14 protein-coding genes and 1 rRNA gene are annotated in these 17,719 nt (G+C 72.4%); 7 read left to right on the top strand and 8 right to left on the bottom strand.

Annotation, left to right across the window (positions count from 1 at the left end; translation table 11 throughout):
- Positions 1–57 precede the first annotated feature (57 nt).
- Both VE614_RS08775 and VE614_RS08770 read left to right on the top strand, forming a co-directional pair.
- Positions 58–627 carry a GNAT family N-acetyltransferase gene (locus VE614_RS08775; protein ID WP_324934393.1) on the top strand — a complete coding sequence of 190 codons (570 nt, stop codon included), beginning with the start codon at positions 58–60 and terminating at the stop codon, positions 625–627.
- Between the two features lie 919 nt (positions 628–1,546).
- A complete protein-coding gene (locus tag VE614_RS08770; RefSeq protein ID WP_324934391.1) occupies positions 1,547–2,719 on the top strand; it encodes a winged helix-turn-helix domain-containing protein in 1,173 nt (390 codons plus the stop codon).
- A 48-nt stretch (positions 2,720–2,767) separates the two neighbouring features.
- Here the strand turns inward: VE614_RS08770 and VE614_RS08765 are convergent, their stop codons facing one another.
- From VE614_RS08765 to mtnA, 7 genes are all read right to left on the bottom strand, one after another.
- Complete coding sequence (locus VE614_RS08765) at positions 2,768–3,514, bottom strand: response regulator transcription factor (RefSeq protein WP_324934389.1); 747 nt, start codon at positions 3,512–3,514, stop codon at positions 2,768–2,770.
- A 218-nt stretch (positions 3,515–3,732) separates the two neighbouring features.
- The gene (gene hpf, locus VE614_RS08760) at positions 3,733–4,425 is read right to left on the bottom strand and encodes a ribosome hibernation-promoting factor, HPF/YfiA family (protein ID WP_324934387.1); all 693 of its coding nucleotides are present in this window, start codon (positions 4,423–4,425) and stop codon (positions 3,733–3,735) included.
- A gap of 314 nt (positions 4,426–4,739) precedes the next feature.
- Complete coding sequence (locus VE614_RS08755; protein WP_324934385.1) at positions 4,740–5,696, bottom strand: ComF family protein; 957 nt, start codon at positions 5,694–5,696, stop codon at positions 4,740–4,742.
- Positions 5,697–5,949: 253 nt separating this feature from the next.
- Positions 5,950–7,782, bottom strand: coding sequence for an LpqB family beta-propeller domain-containing protein (locus tag VE614_RS08750; protein ID WP_324934383.1), 1,833 nt, complete (start codon positions 7,780–7,782; stop codon positions 5,950–5,952).
- 13 nt (positions 7,783–7,795) lie between these two features.
- Positions 7,796–9,832: an MtrAB system histidine kinase MtrB gene (gene mtrB, locus VE614_RS08745; RefSeq protein ID WP_324934380.1), complete on the bottom strand. Its 2,037-nt coding sequence runs from the start codon at positions 9,830–9,832 to the stop codon at positions 7,796–7,798.
- 1 nt (position 9,833) lies between these two features.
- Positions 9,834–10,523, bottom strand: a complete 690-nt coding sequence (gene mtrA, locus VE614_RS08740) for a two-component system response regulator MtrA (protein ID WP_194238626.1) — start codon at positions 10,521–10,523, stop codon at positions 9,834–9,836.
- 104 nt (positions 10,524–10,627) lie between these two features.
- Positions 10,628–11,767, bottom strand: a complete 1,140-nt coding sequence (mtnA, locus tag VE614_RS08735; protein WP_324934377.1) for an S-methyl-5-thioribose-1-phosphate isomerase — start codon at positions 11,765–11,767, stop codon at positions 10,628–10,630.
- A 146-nt stretch (positions 11,768–11,913) separates the two neighbouring features.
- On the opposite strand from mtnA, the gene VE614_RS08730 reads away from it, so the two are divergent.
- The 5 genes from VE614_RS08730 to VE614_RS08710 are packed head-to-tail and all read left to right on the top strand — an operon-like array spanning position 11,914 to position 17,524.
- Positions 11,914–13,218: a glycerophosphoryl diester phosphodiesterase membrane domain-containing protein gene (locus tag VE614_RS08730; protein ID WP_324934375.1), complete on the top strand. Its 1,305-nt coding sequence runs from the start codon at positions 11,914–11,916 to the stop codon at positions 13,216–13,218.
- Between the two features lie 4 nt (positions 13,219–13,222).
- On the top strand, positions 13,223–14,035 hold the full coding sequence (locus tag VE614_RS08725) for a DUF4129 domain-containing protein (protein ID WP_324934373.1): 813 nt from the start codon (positions 13,223–13,225) through the stop codon (positions 14,033–14,035).
- A complete protein-coding gene (locus tag VE614_RS08720; protein ID WP_324934371.1) occupies positions 14,032–15,225 on the top strand; it encodes a DUF4350 domain-containing protein in 1,194 nt (397 codons plus the stop codon). The genes VE614_RS08725 and VE614_RS08720 overlap by 4 nt, the downstream gene beginning before the upstream one ends.
- Positions 15,225–16,214: a MoxR family ATPase gene (locus tag VE614_RS08715; RefSeq protein ID WP_324934369.1), complete on the top strand. Its 990-nt coding sequence runs from the start codon at positions 15,225–15,227 to the stop codon at positions 16,212–16,214. The genes VE614_RS08720 and VE614_RS08715 overlap by 1 nt, the downstream gene beginning before the upstream one ends.
- Positions 16,214–17,524 carry a DUF58 domain-containing protein gene (locus tag VE614_RS08710; RefSeq protein ID WP_324934367.1) on the top strand — a complete coding sequence of 437 codons (1,311 nt, stop codon included), beginning with the start codon at positions 16,214–16,216 and terminating at the stop codon, positions 17,522–17,524. Before VE614_RS08715 ends, VE614_RS08710 begins: the two co-directional genes overlap by 1 nt.
- Before the next feature lie 99 nt (positions 17,525–17,623).
- On the opposite strand, the gene rrf is transcribed toward VE614_RS08710, so the two are convergent.
- Positions 17,624–17,719 (bottom strand): 5S ribosomal RNA (gene rrf, locus VE614_RS08705); the annotation flags it as partial.

The raw sequence follows: 17,719 nt of genomic DNA, 5'->3' as shown, positions 1-17,719 counted from the left end.
AACCCTCGAAGAGGAATGCCCTGGCCTCCCGGCCCCCGCCCCGCGCACAATCGGCCGATGGACCCCGTCACGATCCCCACCGCCCGCCTCCTGCTACGCACGGTCGGCCCGGACGACACGGACGCCGTGTACGCGGCCTGTCAGGACCCCGACATCCAACGCTGGACGGCGATCCCCTCCCCCTACCTCCCCGAACACGCGGAGGCCTTCACCACCCAGCAGGTACCCGACGGCTGGGCGGCCTCCTCCATGTTCACCTTCGGCGCCTTCCTCCCCGACGGGGACCTCGCCGGCATGCTCGGCATCACCATGCGCTCCCTCGGCACCGCCGAACTGGGCTTCTGGGCGACCAAGCGCCACCGCGGCAACGGCTACGTCACCGAAGCCACCCGCGCCCTCTCCCACTGGGCCTTCACCCGCATCCCCGTCGACCGCCTCGAATGGCGCGCCGAAGTGGGCAACACCGCCTCCCGCGCGGTGGCCGAACGAGCCGGCTTCACCGTCGAAGGCACCCTCCGCGCGGCCCTCAACAACAACGGCACCCGCCGCGACTGCTGGCTCGCCTCCCTCCTCCCCTCGGACCTGTCCCTCCCCTCAACGGCCCCCTACCTGCCACCCCGCCCCTGACCACCCCCCACAGCAACAAGGACGACCTCCAGACACCGCGACGGCGAAACCCCACCCCGCCCCAGGGCAAAAGCCCCCGAACCACAAGCAGCGAAGCCCCACCGGAGCGAAGCCCTCCCGGGGCACTGGGGGCGCCCCCCGCCGGTCCGCCCCGGGGGCAAGGCGGCCAACCCCGCCGAGCCGAAGCCCGGGGACGAAGCGGCGAAGCTCGGGCCAGCCGAAGCCCGGGGGCGAGCCGGAGCAGCGGGGCACAAGAGGCAAAGCCCCCGCCGGATCCAGGCCCAAGCGCCGAGTGCGCAGAGGACCAAGCAGCCCCGCCGGCTCCAGGTCCAAGCCCGGGGGGCAGGAGGGGGGCAAAGCCCCGCCGTGGCCCATGGACGGAGACCTGGAAGCACAGGGGGCAAAGCCCCGCCGGGGTAGCGGCGGAGCCCCCGGGGCGCAGGAGGCGAGACCGAGCCCGGGGGCGCTGGGGCCAGGGGCGAAGCCCCCCGCCGGCACAGCAGCGGAGCCCCCGCCGGCCGGAGACCAAGTCCCGGGGCGCAGAGGGCAAAGCCCCGCCGGGGCGGGGGCAGAGCCCCGGAAGCAGAAGGGGAAAGTCCCGCCGGGGTAGCGGCACAGCCCTCGGGGCGCAGGAGGCGAGACCAGGGGCGCAGGAGGCGAAGCCCCTGCGCGCCAGAGACCGAGCCCCCCCGGGGGCGCAGGGGGCGAAGCCCCCGCCGAGACCCCGGGGCGAAGCCCCCGCCGGGGTCGAAGGGGCGGAGCCCCTGGGGATGGGAATGGGTAAGGGCGGCGGGGGCGACCCTCCTCAACGCCCGCCCACAGCACCGCCACACCCACCCGGCCCACCCCGCCCACCCTCACCCCCACTCCTTCCCCTCCCCACACCCGCTGTCAGTCCCACCCCCTATCGTTCGACGGCATGACGACCCCGCGCCCCACAACCACCCTTTCCGCGGACGAAGCCCGCCGTATCGCCCTCCGCGCCCAGGGCCTCCTCGGCACGCCCAACCGCCGCGCCGGCGTCCGCGGCATACTCCGTCACCTCGGCGCGGTGCAGCTCGACACCATCTCGGTCCTGGCCCGCTCCCACGAACTGGTCCCCTACGCCCGCCTCGGCCCGGTGGGCCGCACCACGGTGGACGACGCCTACTGGAAGGACACCCACGCCTTCGAGTACTGGTCCCACGCCGCCTGCATCCTCCCCATCGAGGAATGGCCCCACTTCGCCTTCCGCCGCCGCGCCTACCGCAACCGCCCCCACTGGAACCACGAGCTCCCGGACGGCGCCTACGACCAGGTGATCAAGCAGCTTCGCGAGGAAGGCCCCCTGACGGCCACCGAGTTGGGCGGTGCGAAGAAGACCAGCGAGTGGTGGGACTGGTCCGGCACCAAGGTCGCCGCCGAACGCGCCCTGATGTACGGCGAGGTCGTCTGCGTGGAGCGCCGCGGCTGGAAGCGCGTCTACGACCTCGCGGAGCGCGCCATCCCATCCGATCTCCTCCACGACGACCTGGACGACCGGGAATGCCTCCGCCGCCTGGTCCGCCTGGCAGGCGAGGCCCTGGGCGTCGGCACGCGCGCGGACATCGCCGACTACCACCGCCTGAAGGGGGATCAGGTGGATGCGGTGATCGCCGACTCCGGCCTGGTACCGGTCACGGTGGAGGGCTGGGGCAAGCAGGCCTGGGCGGACCCGGCAGCCCTGGAGACTCCCCCGCGCGGCCGCCACCGCACGACGCTGCTCTCCCCCTTCGACTCCCTGATCTGGGAGCGCGCCCGGACGGAGCGGATCTTCGGATTCACCCACCGCCTGGAGGCGTACGTCCCGAAGCAGAAGCGGGTCCACGGCTATTTCGCGATGCCGGTCCTGGCCGGCGGCCGGCTGGTCGGCCGCGTCGACCCGGCGCGCGAGGGCCGCACCCTGGTCGCCAAGCAGGTCACCCTGGACGGCCCGAAGGCGGTCCCGTCCGTGGCCCAAGCCCTGCTGGAGGCGGCAAGCTGGGTGAACTGCACGGACGTCCGCGTGGAACGGGTGGACGCCCCGGACCTACGCGCCCCCCTCATCGCGGAACTGACCCGAGCCCTGACCTGATCCGGCCTCTCCCAGCGGACCAGGACCACGACGGGCCCCGGCCCCGCCTCACCGAATCTCGAGGATCTTCTCCCGCATCGCGTACACCACCGCCTCCATCCTGGAGTGCAGCTGCAGCTTCTCCAGGATGTTGCGCACATGGTTCTTCACGGTGTTCTCGGAGATGAACAGCTCCTTGGCGATGTCCCGGTTGTTCATCCCGGTGGCCACGAGCTTGAGCACTTCCAGTTCCCGGTCGGTGAGCCGCGGCGCGGGCACCAGCCGGCGCTCGTCGGTCCGCTGGATCATCGACTTGAACTCGGTGAGCAGTTTCGACGCCATCGAGGGGCTGATCTGCGACTGCCCATCGGCGACCGCGCGAATGGCGGTGGCCACCTCGTCCGTCGAGATTTCCTTGAGCAGGTATCCCGTCGCACCCGCCTTGATCGCGTCGTAGAGATCGGCTTCCTCGTCGCTGATCGTCAGCATGATGATCTTGGCGCTGGGTGCCACCTCCTTGATCGAGGTGCACGCCTCGATCCCGCCCCGCTTCGGCATCCGTACGTCCATCAGCACGATGTCGGGCAGCAGGTCCGCGGCCTTCTCCACCGCCTCGGCGCCGTCCCCGGCCTCTCCGACGACCTGGATGTCCTCCTCGGCCGCGAGCACGATCTCCAGGCCGCGACGGAAGAGGGCGTGGTCGTCCACGACCAGGACGCGGATCGGCTCCTGGCGTGAGGAGCCCACGTCCGGGCCCATGCCGCGCGGGCCGTCACCGACGCCCTCGGCATGCATCGGTCCGAAGCTGTCCGCCATCGTTCCTCCCCCTGAAGGCTTAGGCCTGTGGTCCTGTGCCGTCGCCAACCCAAGGCAACAACCCACCCGTTGGGCCGTTGCGGCCATGATTTCATGCCCGGACGACACCGCGGTGACGAAGCGGTGGGCGAAGTGGTCGCACACCGGCGGCACACCGGTGCCCCTGGGGGCGCACACGCGCTCCAGGGGCACCGGATCAGCTGTTTCGCCCGGGATGGTCAGCCGCCCAGCGAACCGCCCGCCTCGGGCGAGGGCGGTTCGGTGATCATCGTGTCCGTCCGGAGATGGATCACGCCGTAGTCGTAAGCGTGCCGCCGGTAGACGACACTCGGCTCCTTCGTCTCGGAGTCGACGAAGAGGTAGAAGTCGTGCCCGACCAGCTCCATCTCGTAGAGCGCCTGGTCGAGGGTCATCGGGGCGGCGGCGTGCGTCTTCTCGCGGACGACGAGGGGGCCTTCGCCCTTGACCTCGAGGGAGCCGATCTTCTTGGTCGGCACGCCGTCCGGCTCGTCCGCTTCGAAGGGCTGGCCGTTGCCGTTGAGCGTGGCCGCATCCGGAACGTGGTCGGGGACCTCGGCTGCGGTGAGCCGACGGACACCGCGGCGCGTGTGCCGCTTGTCGTGCTGCCGGCGCAGCCGGGCGTCCAGCTTCTCCGCGGCGAGGTCGAGTGCCGCGTACGGATCGCTGGCCGCTGCCTCCGCCCTGATCACCGGGCCACGGGAGCGAAGCGTGATCTCCACTCGGTCGCACCGGTCGGCCTGTCGGGGGTTGGGCTCCTTGGACACCTCGACGTCGAGGCTGATCACCTTGCCATCGAGCTTCTGGATCTTCTCCAGCTTCAGCTTCTCGGCCACGTGCTTGCGGAACCGCTCGGGCACCTCTGTTTTGCGGCCCTTGACGACGATGTCCACGCAGAACTCCGTTCCCGGATCGCTCCGCTCAGCTGCGGAGCAACTCCCTTGTGCACCAGGTCCCGGTGAGCCCCGGGACCTCGGACTCGGTGACGTCCACCTCCTCCTCCCCCATGGGCGAGATCTGCTCCCCAGCCGACCGGGTGATTGCGGAAATCCCGCGGTACGGCATTCGGATATGAGAGGTGTGGCCTGCGGCTTTCCCTCACAACCGAACATATCTCGCCTGGACGGATGTCGTCACCCTCTACTGCGGCGTACCTCCATTCAGGTGAATTAACGCCCTCACTACCTGCAACGATGCAACCACGCAGTCAGTTCCGGTTTATTTCGAAGGAATCCGGCGTTGCCGCGATCACCGCCGCGCGGATCACGTCTCCGGCGCCGTTCGGCTCCGCCATTCCGGGGTCGACCCGCTCCCGGTCCGCGCTCCCTCCCTTTGCTCCAGCCGTCCGTGTCCCTGTCCTTTCCCGGCTTCCTCTCCCGTACACAGGCGACACACCTTCTTCTCCGAATGCCACGTCCCACCGTCCGAGTGCCACGTCCCGCGGGCACTCATGCCGGTCCGGCCCACCCGACGTAGCCGCCCGCGCCTGCCGCACCACGCGCGCCGCCTCCGCCAGTGACGCCCCGGTCGTCATCAGGTCGTCGACCAGCACCACCGGCCCGCCCGCCAGCAGCCGCGCTCCGCCGGGCACCACGGTCAGCGCGCCCGCCAGGTTCCGCAGCCGCTGCCCGGAGTCGAGCCCCGACTGGTCGGCGACCGCCCGCCGCTGCCGCAGCACGCAGAGCACCCGGGCCGGCGTCCCCGTCCGCCGCAGTTCCCCGGCCGCGGCGAGCGCGATCCGCCGCACCGGATCATGCCCTCGCGCCCGCACCGCCCCGCGTCCCGACGGAACGGGAACGAGCAGCACCGGCCCGCCGGAAACCCGGGACCCGCCCCGACCGGCCGAAGCACCGTCCCCGCTCCCCCACACCTCCCGCAGCCCCGCCCGCGCGGCTCCCGCCAAAGCCCCGCCGAGCGGCCCGGAGAGCGCCAGGGCACCCCGTTCCTTGTGGGCCAGCAGCACGGCCCGCACCTCGTCCCCGTACCGAGCCGCCGCGTGCACGACCGGCAGTCCCGGCGGCTCCGGCACCGGCCGCACCCGGCACGGCGCGTCCCCGCTCAGCGCGGCACGGCACCCCGGGCAGAGCACCGTACGCGCCCTGCCGCAGCCCCCGCACTCGGCCGGGAGCACCAGGTCGGTGAGGTCCTGCCACCACCCCCGCATGCGGATCACTCTGCCAACCCCGGCACAGACCGGCCACCCCTGTGGAAAACCCCCTGTGGACAACTCCACGCCCCATGAAACGGCCGTCACCCACCGGTGAAGGCCACCCGCTCGACCGCCCCGCCGCCCCCTCCAGCTCCCACCGCTCCACAGCAAAACGGCCGCCCCGCCGGGTCACCCCGCGCGAGAACGGCCGTCTGCCGAAGCCGGGCCGGGGCCCCTCGGCGAAAGCCGCGAGGCCACCCCCTGCCCGTCACCCCGGATAAACCGGCGCCGACCCCTCCTTGACCACCGTCTGCCACTGCGCCCCCGACGGCAGCCGCACGATCCCGTCGTCCGAGTACGCCACCAGCGGCAACCGCTCGTCCTCGGACGCGGCGATCTCCTTCACCCCGGTCAGGGCGTCCGGCGCGGGCCCCTTCGGCGTGGAGCCGTCGACCTGGACGTACCGCAACTGCAGCACACCCCCCTTCGCGCGCCCGACCACCACGAGCCGGTCGTCACCGCTCCACGACATGGTGGTGACTTCTTCCAGCTCGGGGGCGGCGTTGTGCAGTTCACGCACGGTGACCGCGGCCCGCTCGCCCACCTTCTCGTCGAGGTCGATCCGCCCGACGAGCAGGGACTGTTCGCCGTCCTTCTCCACGATGAGCGCGATCCGCACCCCGTCGGCGGCGACCCGCACCGATTTGATGCGCCCGTCCAGGGCGGGAGTCTCCACCTCCAGCGGCTCGTTCTTGCCCGCCTGGAGCAACAGCAGCCGCGCGTGCCCGGGGTCGCGGTCGGCGACCCACAGATTGCCCTGCGCGTCCCAGCTGGGCGTGGTCAGCCGGCCGTCCTCGGTCTTGCCCTGGCTGATCAGCACCGGCTCTCCGAGCGTGGCGCCGGGCTCCATCCGCGCGACGTACAACTCGCTGCCGTTCAGGCCGACTCCCGCCGCGGTTCGCTCGTCCCGGGACACGGCCACCGAGCGCAGGATCTTGGTGCCCTCGCCCAGCGGCCCCGGCACCGGCTCCGCGCCCGCGGTCTTGCTGCCGCTGCGGATCCGCACCACACGCTGCTCGTCGTCGAGGAAGTACAGGTACTCGGGGCTCCGTACCGGTCCGCGCGTGGCGACCGCCGTGGCCCCGTCCGTGTCGAGCGAGCACAACTCCGCGCCGCCCGCCCGCAACTCGACCTCGTCCACCGCGGGGGTGAGGTCCTGCAGGGTGAACAGCACCTGGGCCGCCATCTCGTTGCACTTGGCCAGCCCGACCCGGGCGGCCTTGTCGTTCAACGGCACGGTGAGCTTGTCGTTCTCATCGGGCGTCAGCGAGTCGCCGCCCTGCGCCAGCCGGGTCCCGGTGGGGAAACTGGACAGGACCGCGGGATCGAGCCAGCTGGTGGGCCCGTCGAGCAGCGACCGCACCACCTGTGTCGTGGGGTCCACCCGCTGACGCACATAGACCGGGTCGGCGACCGCGGCGAGCTGCGAGCTCGCGCCGGACGCGCTGTTCGCCGCCAGGTAGTACTTGTTGACGGACATGTAGTTCCGCTGGAAGTCCGACTGACCGAGCACGATCCCTTCCGGCAGCCGGTCGATGCGCCACTGCCCGCTCTTGTTGTCCCTCTTGAGCTGCACCTGCTGGCTGTAGTTCCCGCTCGTCGGCGCGTACGACTGCTCCACGTCCACGGTGGCGACCTTGACACCGGTCAGCCGGAACACGAACGTGTCGCGCTCCTCCTTGTTGACCGCCCAATCGACCTCGATGCCGGGCGCGTTGGCGAGCACCGTGGTGGACCGCTGCGGCTGCCAGGATTTCCTCGCCCGGTCGGTCAGATACTGCTTCGCCGTCTCGTAGTTGGGGTCGTCGCTGGTGAGGGCCTCCAGGAAGCCCTGCACGATCTGCGGCGGCAAGGCGTCCTCCGACGGAGGCACGGCGAACACCCGCACCTGTGTCTCCTGTCGCGGCGTGGACTCGACATCGCGCAGATCCCCGTGATCGGGCATCGAGGCGCACCCCGCCAGCAGGACGACACCACAGGCGATGTACGCCACCGCGCGCGCCGGCGTGCGCCGGGCGCCCCCCTCGCGGTCAGCGCCCACGACTTGCCTCCCCTTACTCATTCGACTCATCCGGCTCCACGTCCGACGGGCGCCGCGCGCCCGGACCGGGCGCCGTCTCGTCAGGTCGGCGCGCCCCGCCCACCGGCCGGGACACCACCCGCGCACCGTTGCCGGGCAACGCCGTCGGATCAGCTGTGGGCGCCACGGCGGCCAGCCGGGGGCCGATCGCGTCCAGCGGCCGCACGGGCCCGCCGGCCGTGGTCTGCGCGGGCACGGTGGCGCTCTTCTCGCCCCCGCGCGGCAGACCGGCGTCGTCGAGTCCGCGATTGCGCCGCGAGTCCTTCGGCTCCAGCGGTATCGGCGACCCCCGCAACGGCTCGTCCGCGGTCCGCGGCAGCGTCAGCCGGAACTGCGAGCCACCCCCCGGCTCACCCCACGCCTGCAGCCAGCCGCCGTGCAGCCGGGCGTCCTCCAGGGCGATGGAGAGCCCCAGGCCCGTACCGCCCGTCGTCCGCGCGCGTGCCGGGTCGGCCCGCCAGAAGCGGCTGAAGACCCGGGCCGCCTCGCCGGGCTTCAGCCCGACACCGTAGTCGCGTACGGCGACCGCGACCGCACCACCCGCCGCGGCGAGCTTGACCACGACGTCCTTGCCCTCGCCGTGCTCCACGGCGTTGACGACGAGGTTGCGCAGCACCCGCTCCACCCGCCGGGCGTCCGCCTCGGCCACGACCGGCTGCTGGTCGCCCGTGATCCGGATCCGCGTCCCCTTGCGCTCCGCCAGCGGCTCGGCCCCGCCGACGACCCGCCGGACGACCTCCCTGAGGTCTATCGGCTCGGCCTCCAGCGCCGCCGCACCGGCGTCGAAACGGCTGATCTCCAGCAGGTCCGCCAGCAACGACTCGAACCGGTCCAGCTGATCGGCGAGGAGTTCCGCCGACCGCGCGGTCACCGGGTCGAAGTCCTCCCGCGCCTCGTGGATGACATCGGCGGCCATCCGCACGGTGGTCAGCGGGGTGCGCAGCTCATGGGAGACGTCGGACACGAACCGCCGCTGCATCCGCGACAGGTCCTCCAGCTGCTGGATCTTCAGCTGAAGGTTCTGCGCCATCTTGTTGAAGGCCTCGCCGAGCCGCGCGATGTCGTCCTCGCCGGTGACCTTCATCCGCTCCTGGAGGCGCCCCGCCGACAGCCGCTCGGCGATCCCCGCGGCCATCCGCACGGGCGTGACCACCTGGCGCACCACCAGCCACGCGATCGCCCCGAGGAGGACGACGACGAACAGCCCCGCCGTCGCCAGCGTCCCCTTGACCAGGCTCAGCGACTTCTCCTCCTGCGTCAGCGGGAAGAGGTAGTACAGCTGGTACGGGTCGTTGTTCGGGTCGTTGACCTGCTTGCCGATGATCAGCGCGGGCTGGGACTCCTTGCCCGGCCCGTAGATGATGCGGGTGTAGCTCTGCCAGGCACCCGGATTGCCGGTGACCCGCTCCCGCAGGTCCTCCGGCACGCTCTTGTTCGGATTGACGCCGCCCGAGGCACGCGGGCCGCGCCCGCCCCCGGTGTCGTCCCCGGCGGGCAGCGTCACGACGTCGAAGGCGCCCTGGCCGCCACTGGACAGGGACGTGACGAGATCACTCATCCACTGGATGACGTTCTGCGAGGACTGCCCGTCCTCGTCGGCCGCGTCATCGACGGCGGCCCCGCTCGCCGCCTCCTCGGCCCGCTGCTTCGCCGCGGCGAACCCGCCCGTGGCCTGGCTCTGCGACGCCTTCACCTTGGCGTCCAGCAGACCGTTGCGCACCTGCCCGATGACCACGAAGCCCAGCAGCAGCACGACGCCCAGCGACATCAGCAGCGTCGTGACGACGACCTTCAGCTGGATGTTGCGGCGCCACAGCCGCATCACCGGCAACAGCGGCCGACGCACCCAGCGCATGAACAGACGGAGCACCGGGCTGCCCTGGACCCCGCCCCTGAGCAGCCCGTTGTCGAAGAACCTTGCCCAGCGGGAGCCCGCCGCCTTCCGGCCGACAGGCCGCCCCGCGCGGGTCCCGGACCGGCCGGGCGCCGAAGCGGCACTGTCCCCGGACATGTCAGCTCGGCCCGGCCTTGTAACCGACACCACGGACGGTCACCACGATCTCCGGCCGCTCCGGATCCCTCTCGACCTTGGAGCGCAGCCGCTGCACATGGACGTTGACCAGCCGCGTGTCCGCCGCGTGCCGGTACCCCCACACCTGCTCCAGCAGGACCTCACGCGTGAACACCTGCCACGGCTTGCGCGCGAGCGCCACCAGCAGATCGAACTCCAGCGGCGTCAGCGCGATCGACTGCCCGTCCCGCTTCACCGAGTGACCGGCGACATCGATGACCAGGTCACCGATGGCGAGCTGCTCCGGCGCCGGCTCCTCGGACCTGCGCAGCCGCGCCCGGATACGAGCCACCAGCTCCTTCGGCTTGAACGGCTTCACGATGTAGTCGTCCGCGCCCGACTCGAGACCCACGACGACATCAACGGTGTCGCTCTTCGCCGTGAGCATCACGATCGGCACCCCGGACTCAGCCCTGATCAGCCGGCACACCTCGATACCGTCCCGCCCGGGCAGCATCAGGTCCAGCAGCACCAGATCGGGCTTGCTCTCCCGGAAAGCGGCCAGCGCCTTGTCGCCGTCGGCTACGAAAGACGGCTCAAAACCTTCACCACGCAGCACAATGCCGAGCATCTCGGCCAGTGCGGTGTCGTCGTCGACGACAAGGACTCGTCCCTTCATAAACGACATCATCCCATTCTCATAACGGTGGCGAAGATCCAGGTGAGACAGCTCACTGACCAGTGACGATAGTCGTACACCGTCACTACTGTCTGCCCTGACCGGCGGACCCCCGGTCAGGCCCGGGCGCGCCCCGCCTTCCCGCACAGCTCGGCCAGCCCCTCGGCCGTCACGGGAGACACCGCCCCCTCCTCGGTGACGATCGCCGTCACCAGCTCGGGCGGAGTCACATCGAACGCCGGGTTGTACGCCTGCGTCCCCAGCGGCGCCACCGGAATGCCGCCCCCCGCTCCCGAGACCTGCACCTGCGGCGCCATCACCTCCGTCACCTCGTACCCCGGACGCTGCTCCACCTCGATCGACGCCCCGTCCACCGTGCCCAGGTCCACCGTCGTCACCGGCGCCACCACGATGAACGGCACATGGTGATACCGCGCGAGCACCGCCAGCGGATAGCTCCCCACCTTGTTCGCCACCGACCCGTCGGCCGCGATCCGATCGGCCCCGATCAGCACCGCGTCCACCTCACCGGCCGCGAACAGCGACCCCGCCGCGTTGTCGGTGAGCAGCGTGTACGCCATCCCGCTGCGCGCCGCCTCGTACGCCGTCAGCCGGGCCCCCTGCAGCAGCGGGCGCGTCTCGTCCACCCACAGCCGCCGCAGCCGCCCCTGCCGATGCGCCGCGAGCGCCACCGCGAACGCCGTCCCCTCCCCGCCCGACACCAGCGCCCCGGTGTTGCAGTGGGTGAGGATCCGATGGCCACCGCCGGACAGCAGCTCGTCCAGCAGCGCCAGCCCGTGCTCGGCCATTCGCGCACTCGCCTCGGCGTCCTCCCGGTGCAGCTGCCGCGCGGCCGCCAGCGCCGCCGCAGCGGCCTGCCCGGCGTCGCCGCCGCGGGCCAGAGCCGCGTGGTAGGCGTCCTGCGCCCGGCGCACCCCCAGGGAGAGGTTCACCGCGGTGGGCCGGGCGCCCGCCAGCGCCAGCGCGGCATCGTCCACGTCGAACCCGCGCGCGGCGGCGAGCGCGACGCCGTACGCTCCCGCGATCCCGAGCGCCGGCGCCCCGCGCACGGCGAGCGACCGGATCGCCTCCACCAGCGCGGGTGCGTCCGTGCAGACCAGTTCGACCTCCTCGCTCGGCAGCCGTGTCTGGTCCAGAAGGACCAGGACCGGACCCTCGGGTGGCTCCTCCCAACGCAGCACAGGTACCTCGGTCGCCCGCTTGTCCTCGCCGGTTCGCGCCTGCAGATCAGCCATGCCGTCAGTCTGCCCGCTATCCGGCGGACAATTGAAGGTGTGCCACCCCCGTCCCCACCGCGGCCGGCACCCCGCCGGCCACCCCATGGCACGATGGCTGCCAACCTGCCGCCGCGACCGCGGACGGGCACCGTGAAGGAGCGACGATGAACGACACTCCGGGCTGGGCCTCGCCCGGATCCTCCCCGTCCGACGGGCACGAACCCGGCACCTCCGGCCCCGGCGAGCCGGCCGACCGGCCGGACCCCGAGCAGCCCGCCCGGCAGCCGGGCTCGCAACCGCAGCCCCCCGGCGCGCAGTGGTCCCCCCAGCAGCCGCCACCCGCCCAGTGGTCCGCCCCCTCCGGCCGGACTCCCCCGCCGCCCGGCCCGGGCTGGGGCGCGCCTCCCCCCGGCGGCCCCGGCAACTGGCAGGGTCCCGGCGGCCACGGCGGCTGGGGAGCACCCTGGGGCGGCCCCCCGCCCGCGGCCAAGCCCGGCGTGATCCCGCTCCGCCCGCTCGGCGTCGGCGAGATCCTGGACGGCGCGGTGTCCACCATGCGCACCTACTGGCGCACGGTGCTCGGCATCTCGCTCACGGTCGCCATCGTCATCGAAGTCATCGTCGTCCTGCTCCAGGGCCTGGTGCTGAACGACTACGCCGACACCGACGCCCTCGGCGACCCCAGCGCCACCGCCGACGAGCTGGCCCGGGCCATGGGCGACACCATGCTGACCTCCGGCGTCCTCTTCGTGATCTCCCTGATCGGCACCGTCGCCGCGACCGCCCTTCTGACGACCGTCACCAGCCGCGCCGTGCTCGGCAAGCCGGTCACCACGGGCGAGGCCTGGCGCGACGCCCACCCCCAGATCGCCAAGCTGTTCGGCCTGATCTTCCTGCTGCTGCTCATCGCCGTCGGCGTCGCCCTCGCGGGCGCGCTCCCCGGCATCCTCGTGATCCTCGCCGGCGGCGGTGGCGGCGGCGCCGCGCTCGCCGTCTTCGGCAGCTTCGCCGGCGCCGCCGTCGCCCTGTGGCTGATGATCCGCTTCTCGCTGGCCTCTCCGTCCCTGATGCTGGAGAAGCAGAGCATCACCAAGGCGATGGGCCGGTCCGCGAAGCTGGTGCGCGGCTCCTGGTGGCGGGTCTTCGGCATCCAGCTGCTCGCCACGGTCATCGCGAACATCGTCGCGGCGATCGTCGTCATCCCGTTCACGTTCCTCGCCGCCGCGCTCAGCGGCGACGGCATCGGCGGCTTCGTCGACGGCACCGGCGACTTCGGCTGGATGTTCCTCGTCGTCAGCGGCATCGGATCGGTGATCGGCTCCATGATCACCTTCCCGATCACGGCCGGCGTCACCGTGCTCCTCTACATCGACCAGCGCATCCGCCGCGAGGCCCTCGACCTCGAACTGGCCCGCGCCGCCGGTGTCCAGGGCTACGGTCCCGCCGCCCCCGGCGCCCCCGGGAGCTGATGCGGTGAGCCTGACGGGGGCAGTCCTGTCAGCGGCGCCGGCCCTGCCCCGCGCCGCCGAAACGACCGTACGGACCTGGTTGCCCGGCGGCGACCCGGCCGTACGGCCGCCGCACCGCGTCCTGGCCGTCCTGTCGTCGTGGCGCTCCGGTGACGAACCGCCGGTGACCATCCCCCGCGACCCCGCGCGGGAGGCGGCTCGGCGCGAGCTGTCCAAGCGCGTGTACCACGAGGACGACCCCGGCTTCCTCCAGCGCGCCCTCAACGCCTTCTGGGACTGGGTCGACGAACTCCTCAGGGCCGCCTCCTCCGCCGCCCCCGGCGGAATGGCGGGCCTCGTCGTCCTCGTCCTCGCCGTCGTGGCCGTCCTCGCCGCCCTGTGGTGGCGCCTGGGAACCCCGCGCCGCCGTCCCACCTCCACCGCCGCCCTGTTCGACGACCGCCCCCGCAGCGCGGCCGAACACCGCGCCACCGCCGAGGCGCACGCCGCCCAGGGCCACTGGAACCAGGCCGTGCAGGAACGCATGCGGGCCATCGTCCGCTCCCTGGAGGAACGCGCCCTCCTCGACGCCCGCCCCGGCCGCACCGCCGACGAAGCCGCAGCCGAGGCCGGCCGCGCCCTGCCCTCCCACACCGGCCGCCTCCGCGCCGCCGCCCGCGACTTCGACGACGTCACATACGGCGGCCGGACGGCGATCGAGCCGACGTACCAGCGCATCGCCGGCCTCGACCGCGACCTGGAACACACCAAGCCCCAGCTCCCCAGCAGCAGCGACCACACCACGCCCCACCACACCGGCCAAGGGGCCGCCGGATGACCACCGAGGCCACACTCCCGGCCACGGCGGCCTCGCCCACCGCCCGCCAACTGTGGACGCGCGCACGAGGTGTCGCCCTCGCCGTCGCCCTGCTCCTGGTGGCCGCCGTGACGATCGCCCTCATCCGCTCCGACTCCCGGCACGGCACCCTCGATCCGCGCTCCGCCGACCCCCAGGGCAGCCGCGCCGTCGCCGAACTCCTCGCCGAGCGGGGCGTCTCCACCCGCGTGGTCACCACCCTCGACGAGGCCCGCGCCTCGGCAGCCCCCGACACCACTCTCCTGGTCGCCGTCCCCGATCTCCTGACAGCCGCTCAGCAGAACCGCCTGCACAGCGCCATCGCCGCAAACGACGGACGCACCGTCCTCGTCGCCGCCGGCAGCGCCTCCGTCGAACGACTCGCCCCCGGCGTCACCGCGGACCCCGCCACCAGCCCGGAGTCGACGCTCGCCCCCGACTGCGACCTGCCCGCCGCCCGCCGCGCCGGCACCGCCGACACGGGCGGCATCCGCTACACCACCACCCACCTCGACGCCGACCAGTGCTACCCCAGCGCACGCCTGGCCACCCTGGTCCGCGTACCGCACCCCTCCGGGAGCGGCGAGACCGTCGTTCTCGGCGCGCCCGACATCCTCCTCAACGAACGCCTCGACGAGCAGGGCAACGCCTCGCTCGCCCTCCAACTCCTCGGCTCCCGCCCCCATCTGGTCTGGTACCTCCCCTCGCTCGCCGACAGCTCCACCGACACCGGCGCCGACAGAGGCCTGCTGGAGGTGCTCCCCTCCGGCTGGCTCTGGGGCACGTTGCAGCTCTTCATCGCCGCGGCCCTCGCCGCCCTGTGGCGGGCACGCCGACTCGGCCCCCTCGTGCCCGAAAGACTCCCCGTCGCGATCCGCGCCTCCGAGACCGCCGAAGGCCGCGCCCGCCTCTACCGCGCAGCGAACGCCCGCGACCGCGCGGCCGCCGCTCTCCGCTCCACCACCCGCACCCGCCTCGCCCCCCTCGTAGGCGTCCCCGCGACCCAGGCGCACACGCCCGAAGCCCTGCTCCCCGCCCTGTCCACGCACCTCCACGGCGACGGACAGACCCTGCACTCCCTGCTCTTCGGCCCGCCGCCCAGCGACGACACGGCCCTCATCACACTCGCCGACCAACTCGACGCCCTCGAAAGAGAGGTACGCCGTCCATGATGGACCCGACCACTGACAACGCCGGGCACACCGGGGACCCGGGCAACGCCCGAGCCTCCCTCGAAGCCCTGCGCGCCGAGATCGCCAAGGCCGTGGTCGGCCAGGACCCCGCCGTGACCGGCCTCGTCGTCGCCCTCCTCTGCCGCGGACACGTCCTACTGGAAGGAGTCCCCGGGGTCGCCAAAACGTTGCTCGTCCGCGCCCTCGCATCCGCGCTCGAACTCGACACCAAGCGCGTCCAGTTCACCCCTGACCTGATGCCGAGCGACGTCACCGGCTCCCTCGTCTACGACGCCCGCACCGCCGAGTTCTCCTTCCAGCCCGGCCCGGTCTTCACCAACCTCCTCCTCGCCGACGAGATCAACCGCACGCCCCCGAAGACCCAGTCCTCCCTCCTCGAAGCCATGGAGGAACGCCAGGTCACCGTCGACGGCACCCCGCGCCCGCTCCCCGACCCGTTCCTGGTCGCCGCGACCCAGAACCCGGTCGAGTACGAGGGCACGTACCCCCTCCCCGAGGCTCAGCTGGACCGTTTCCTCCTCAAACTCACCATCCCCCTCCCCTCCCGCCAGGACGAGATCGACGTCCTCACCCGCCACGCCCAGGGCTTCAACCCGCGCGACCTCCGCGCCGCCGGCGTACGCCCGGTCGCCGGCCACGCCGACCTCGAAGCCGCCCGCGCGGCCGTCGCCAAGACCACCGTCTCCCCCGAGATCACCGCCTACGTCGTCGACATCTGCCGAGCCACCCGCGAATCGCCGTCGCTCACCCTCGGCGTCTCCCCGCGCGGCGCCACCGCCCTCCTCGCGACCTCCCGCGCCTGGGCCTGGCTGACCGGCCGCGACTACGTCATCCCCGACGACGTGAAGGCCCTCGCCCTGCCCACCCTGCGCCACCGTGTCCAGCTGCGCCCGGAGGCCGAAATGGAAGGCGTGACGGCCGACTCCGTCATCAACGCGATCCTCACCCACGTCCCCGTCCCCCGCTGATGGCACTCACCGGACGCGCCGCCCTCCTGGCGGCCCTCGGCTCGCTCCCTGTCGGCCTCTGGGATCCCAGCTGGACCGGCGTCCTGGCCGTCAACGGCTCCCTGGCCCTGGCCTGCGCCTGCGACTACGCCTTGGCCGCCCCGGTACGCCACCTGCGTCTGACCCGTTCCGGCGACACCTCCGCGCGCCTAGGCGACACCGCCGACGTCACCCTCACGGTCACCAACCCGTCCCGCCGCCCGCTCCGCGCCCACCTGCGAGACGCATGGCCGCCGAGCAGCTGGCAGCCCGGCACGGAAGCGGCCGCCTCCCGCCACCGCCTGATGGTCCCCGCGGGCGAACGCCGACGCGTCACCACCCGCCTGCGCCCCACCCGCCGCGGCGACCGCCGGGCGGACCGGGTGACCATCCGCTCCTACGGTCCACTGGGCCTGTTCGCCCGCCAGGGCACCCACAAGGTCCCCTGGACCGTACGCGTCCTGCCCCCCTTCACCAGCCGCAAGCACCTGCCCTCCAAGCTCGCCCGCCTCCGCGAACTCGACGGCCGCACCAGCGCCCTCATCCGCGGTGAAGGCACCGAGTTCGACAGCCTGCGCGAGTACGTCCCCGGCGACGACACCCGCTCGATCGACTGGCGCGCCACAGCCCGTCAGTCCACGGTCGCGGTCCGCACCTGGCGCCCCGAACGGGACCGGCACATCCTCCTGGTCCTCGACACCGGCCGTACCTCCGCGGGCCGCGTGGGCGACGCCCCACGCCTCGACGCCTCCATGGACGCGGCACTCCTCCTGGCGGCCCTCGCGTCCCGCGCCGGCGACCGGGTCGACCTCCTCGCCTACGACCGTGCCGTACGCGCGCTGGTCCAGGGCCGTACGGCGAACGACGTCCTCCCCGCGCTGGTCAACGCCATGGCGACCCTGGAACCCGAGCTGGTCGAGACCGACGCCCGAGGCCTCACGGCCACAGCACTCCGGACGGCCCCCCGCCGTTCCCTGATCGTGCTGCTGACCACCCTCGACGCGGCCCCGATGGAAGAAGGCCTGCTCCCGGTCCTGGCCCAACTGACCCAACGGCACACTGTCCTCGTGGCGTCAGTCGCGGACCCACACATCGCCGGCATGGCAAAGGCTCGCGGAAACACCGAGTCCGTCTACGAGGCCGCTGCCGCTGCCCAAGCCCAATCCGAACGCGACCGCATCGCCGAACAACTCCGCCGCCACGGCGTCACCGTCGTCGACGCGACACCGGACGCCCTCGCTCCAGCTCTGGCCGACGCTTACCTGGCCCTCAAAACGGCAGGCCGCCTATGAAAGCTCAGGGCCTTGGAAGCGGGCCCTGAGTTCACCACCATCCAACCCAGAAAACAGAAAACCCCCGCATCTTCCGATGCGGGGGTTTTCCCAAAAATTGTTCGGCGGTGTCCTACTCTCCCACAGGGTCCCCCCTGCAGTACCATCGGCGCTGTAAGGCTTAGCTTCCGGGTTCGGAATGTAACCGGGCGTTTC

This window comes from Streptomyces sp. (assembly GCF_035645055.1).
GTDB lineage: Bacteria > Actinomycetota > Actinomycetes > Streptomycetales > Streptomycetaceae > Streptomyces.
Note: the sequence above shows the minus strand (reverse complement) of the source record. Positions and strands in the feature narration are given on the sequence as shown.

What these genes read in the sequence shown, in the direction of transcription:
- mtrB (WP_324934380.1), bottom strand. Translation starts at nt 9,832, where the DNA reads ATGTCCGGGGACAGTGCCGCTTCGGCGCCCGGCCGGTCCGGGACCCGC.
- VE614_RS08720 (WP_324934371.1), top strand. Translation starts at nt 14,032, where the DNA reads ATGACCACCGAGGCCACACTCCCGGCCACGGCGGCCTCGCCCACCGCC.
- mtnA (WP_324934377.1), bottom strand. Translation starts at nt 11,767, where the DNA reads ATGGCTGATCTGCAGGCGCGAACCGGCGAGGACAAGCGGGCGACCGAG.
- mtrA (WP_194238626.1), bottom strand. Translation starts at nt 10,523, where the DNA reads ATGATGTCGTTTATGAAGGGACGAGTCCTTGTCGTCGACGACGACACC.
- VE614_RS08765 (WP_324934389.1), bottom strand. Translation starts at nt 3,514, where the DNA reads ATGGCGGACAGCTTCGGACCGATGCATGCCGAGGGCGTCGGTGACGGC.
- VE614_RS08710 (WP_324934367.1), top strand. Translation starts at nt 16,214, where the DNA reads ATGGCACTCACCGGACGCGCCGCCCTCCTGGCGGCCCTCGGCTCGCTC.
- VE614_RS08715 (WP_324934369.1), top strand. Translation starts at nt 15,225, where the DNA reads ATGGACCCGACCACTGACAACGCCGGGCACACCGGGGACCCGGGCAAC.
- VE614_RS08730 (WP_324934375.1), top strand. Translation starts at nt 11,914, where the DNA reads ATGAACGACACTCCGGGCTGGGCCTCGCCCGGATCCTCCCCGTCCGAC.
- VE614_RS08770 (WP_324934391.1), top strand. Translation starts at nt 1,547, where the DNA reads ATGACGACCCCGCGCCCCACAACCACCCTTTCCGCGGACGAAGCCCGC.
- VE614_RS08755 (WP_324934385.1), bottom strand. Translation starts at nt 5,696, where the DNA reads ATGCGGGGGTGGTGGCAGGACCTCACCGACCTGGTGCTCCCGGCCGAG.
- VE614_RS08775 (WP_324934393.1), top strand. Translation starts at nt 58, where the DNA reads ATGGACCCCGTCACGATCCCCACCGCCCGCCTCCTGCTACGCACGGTC.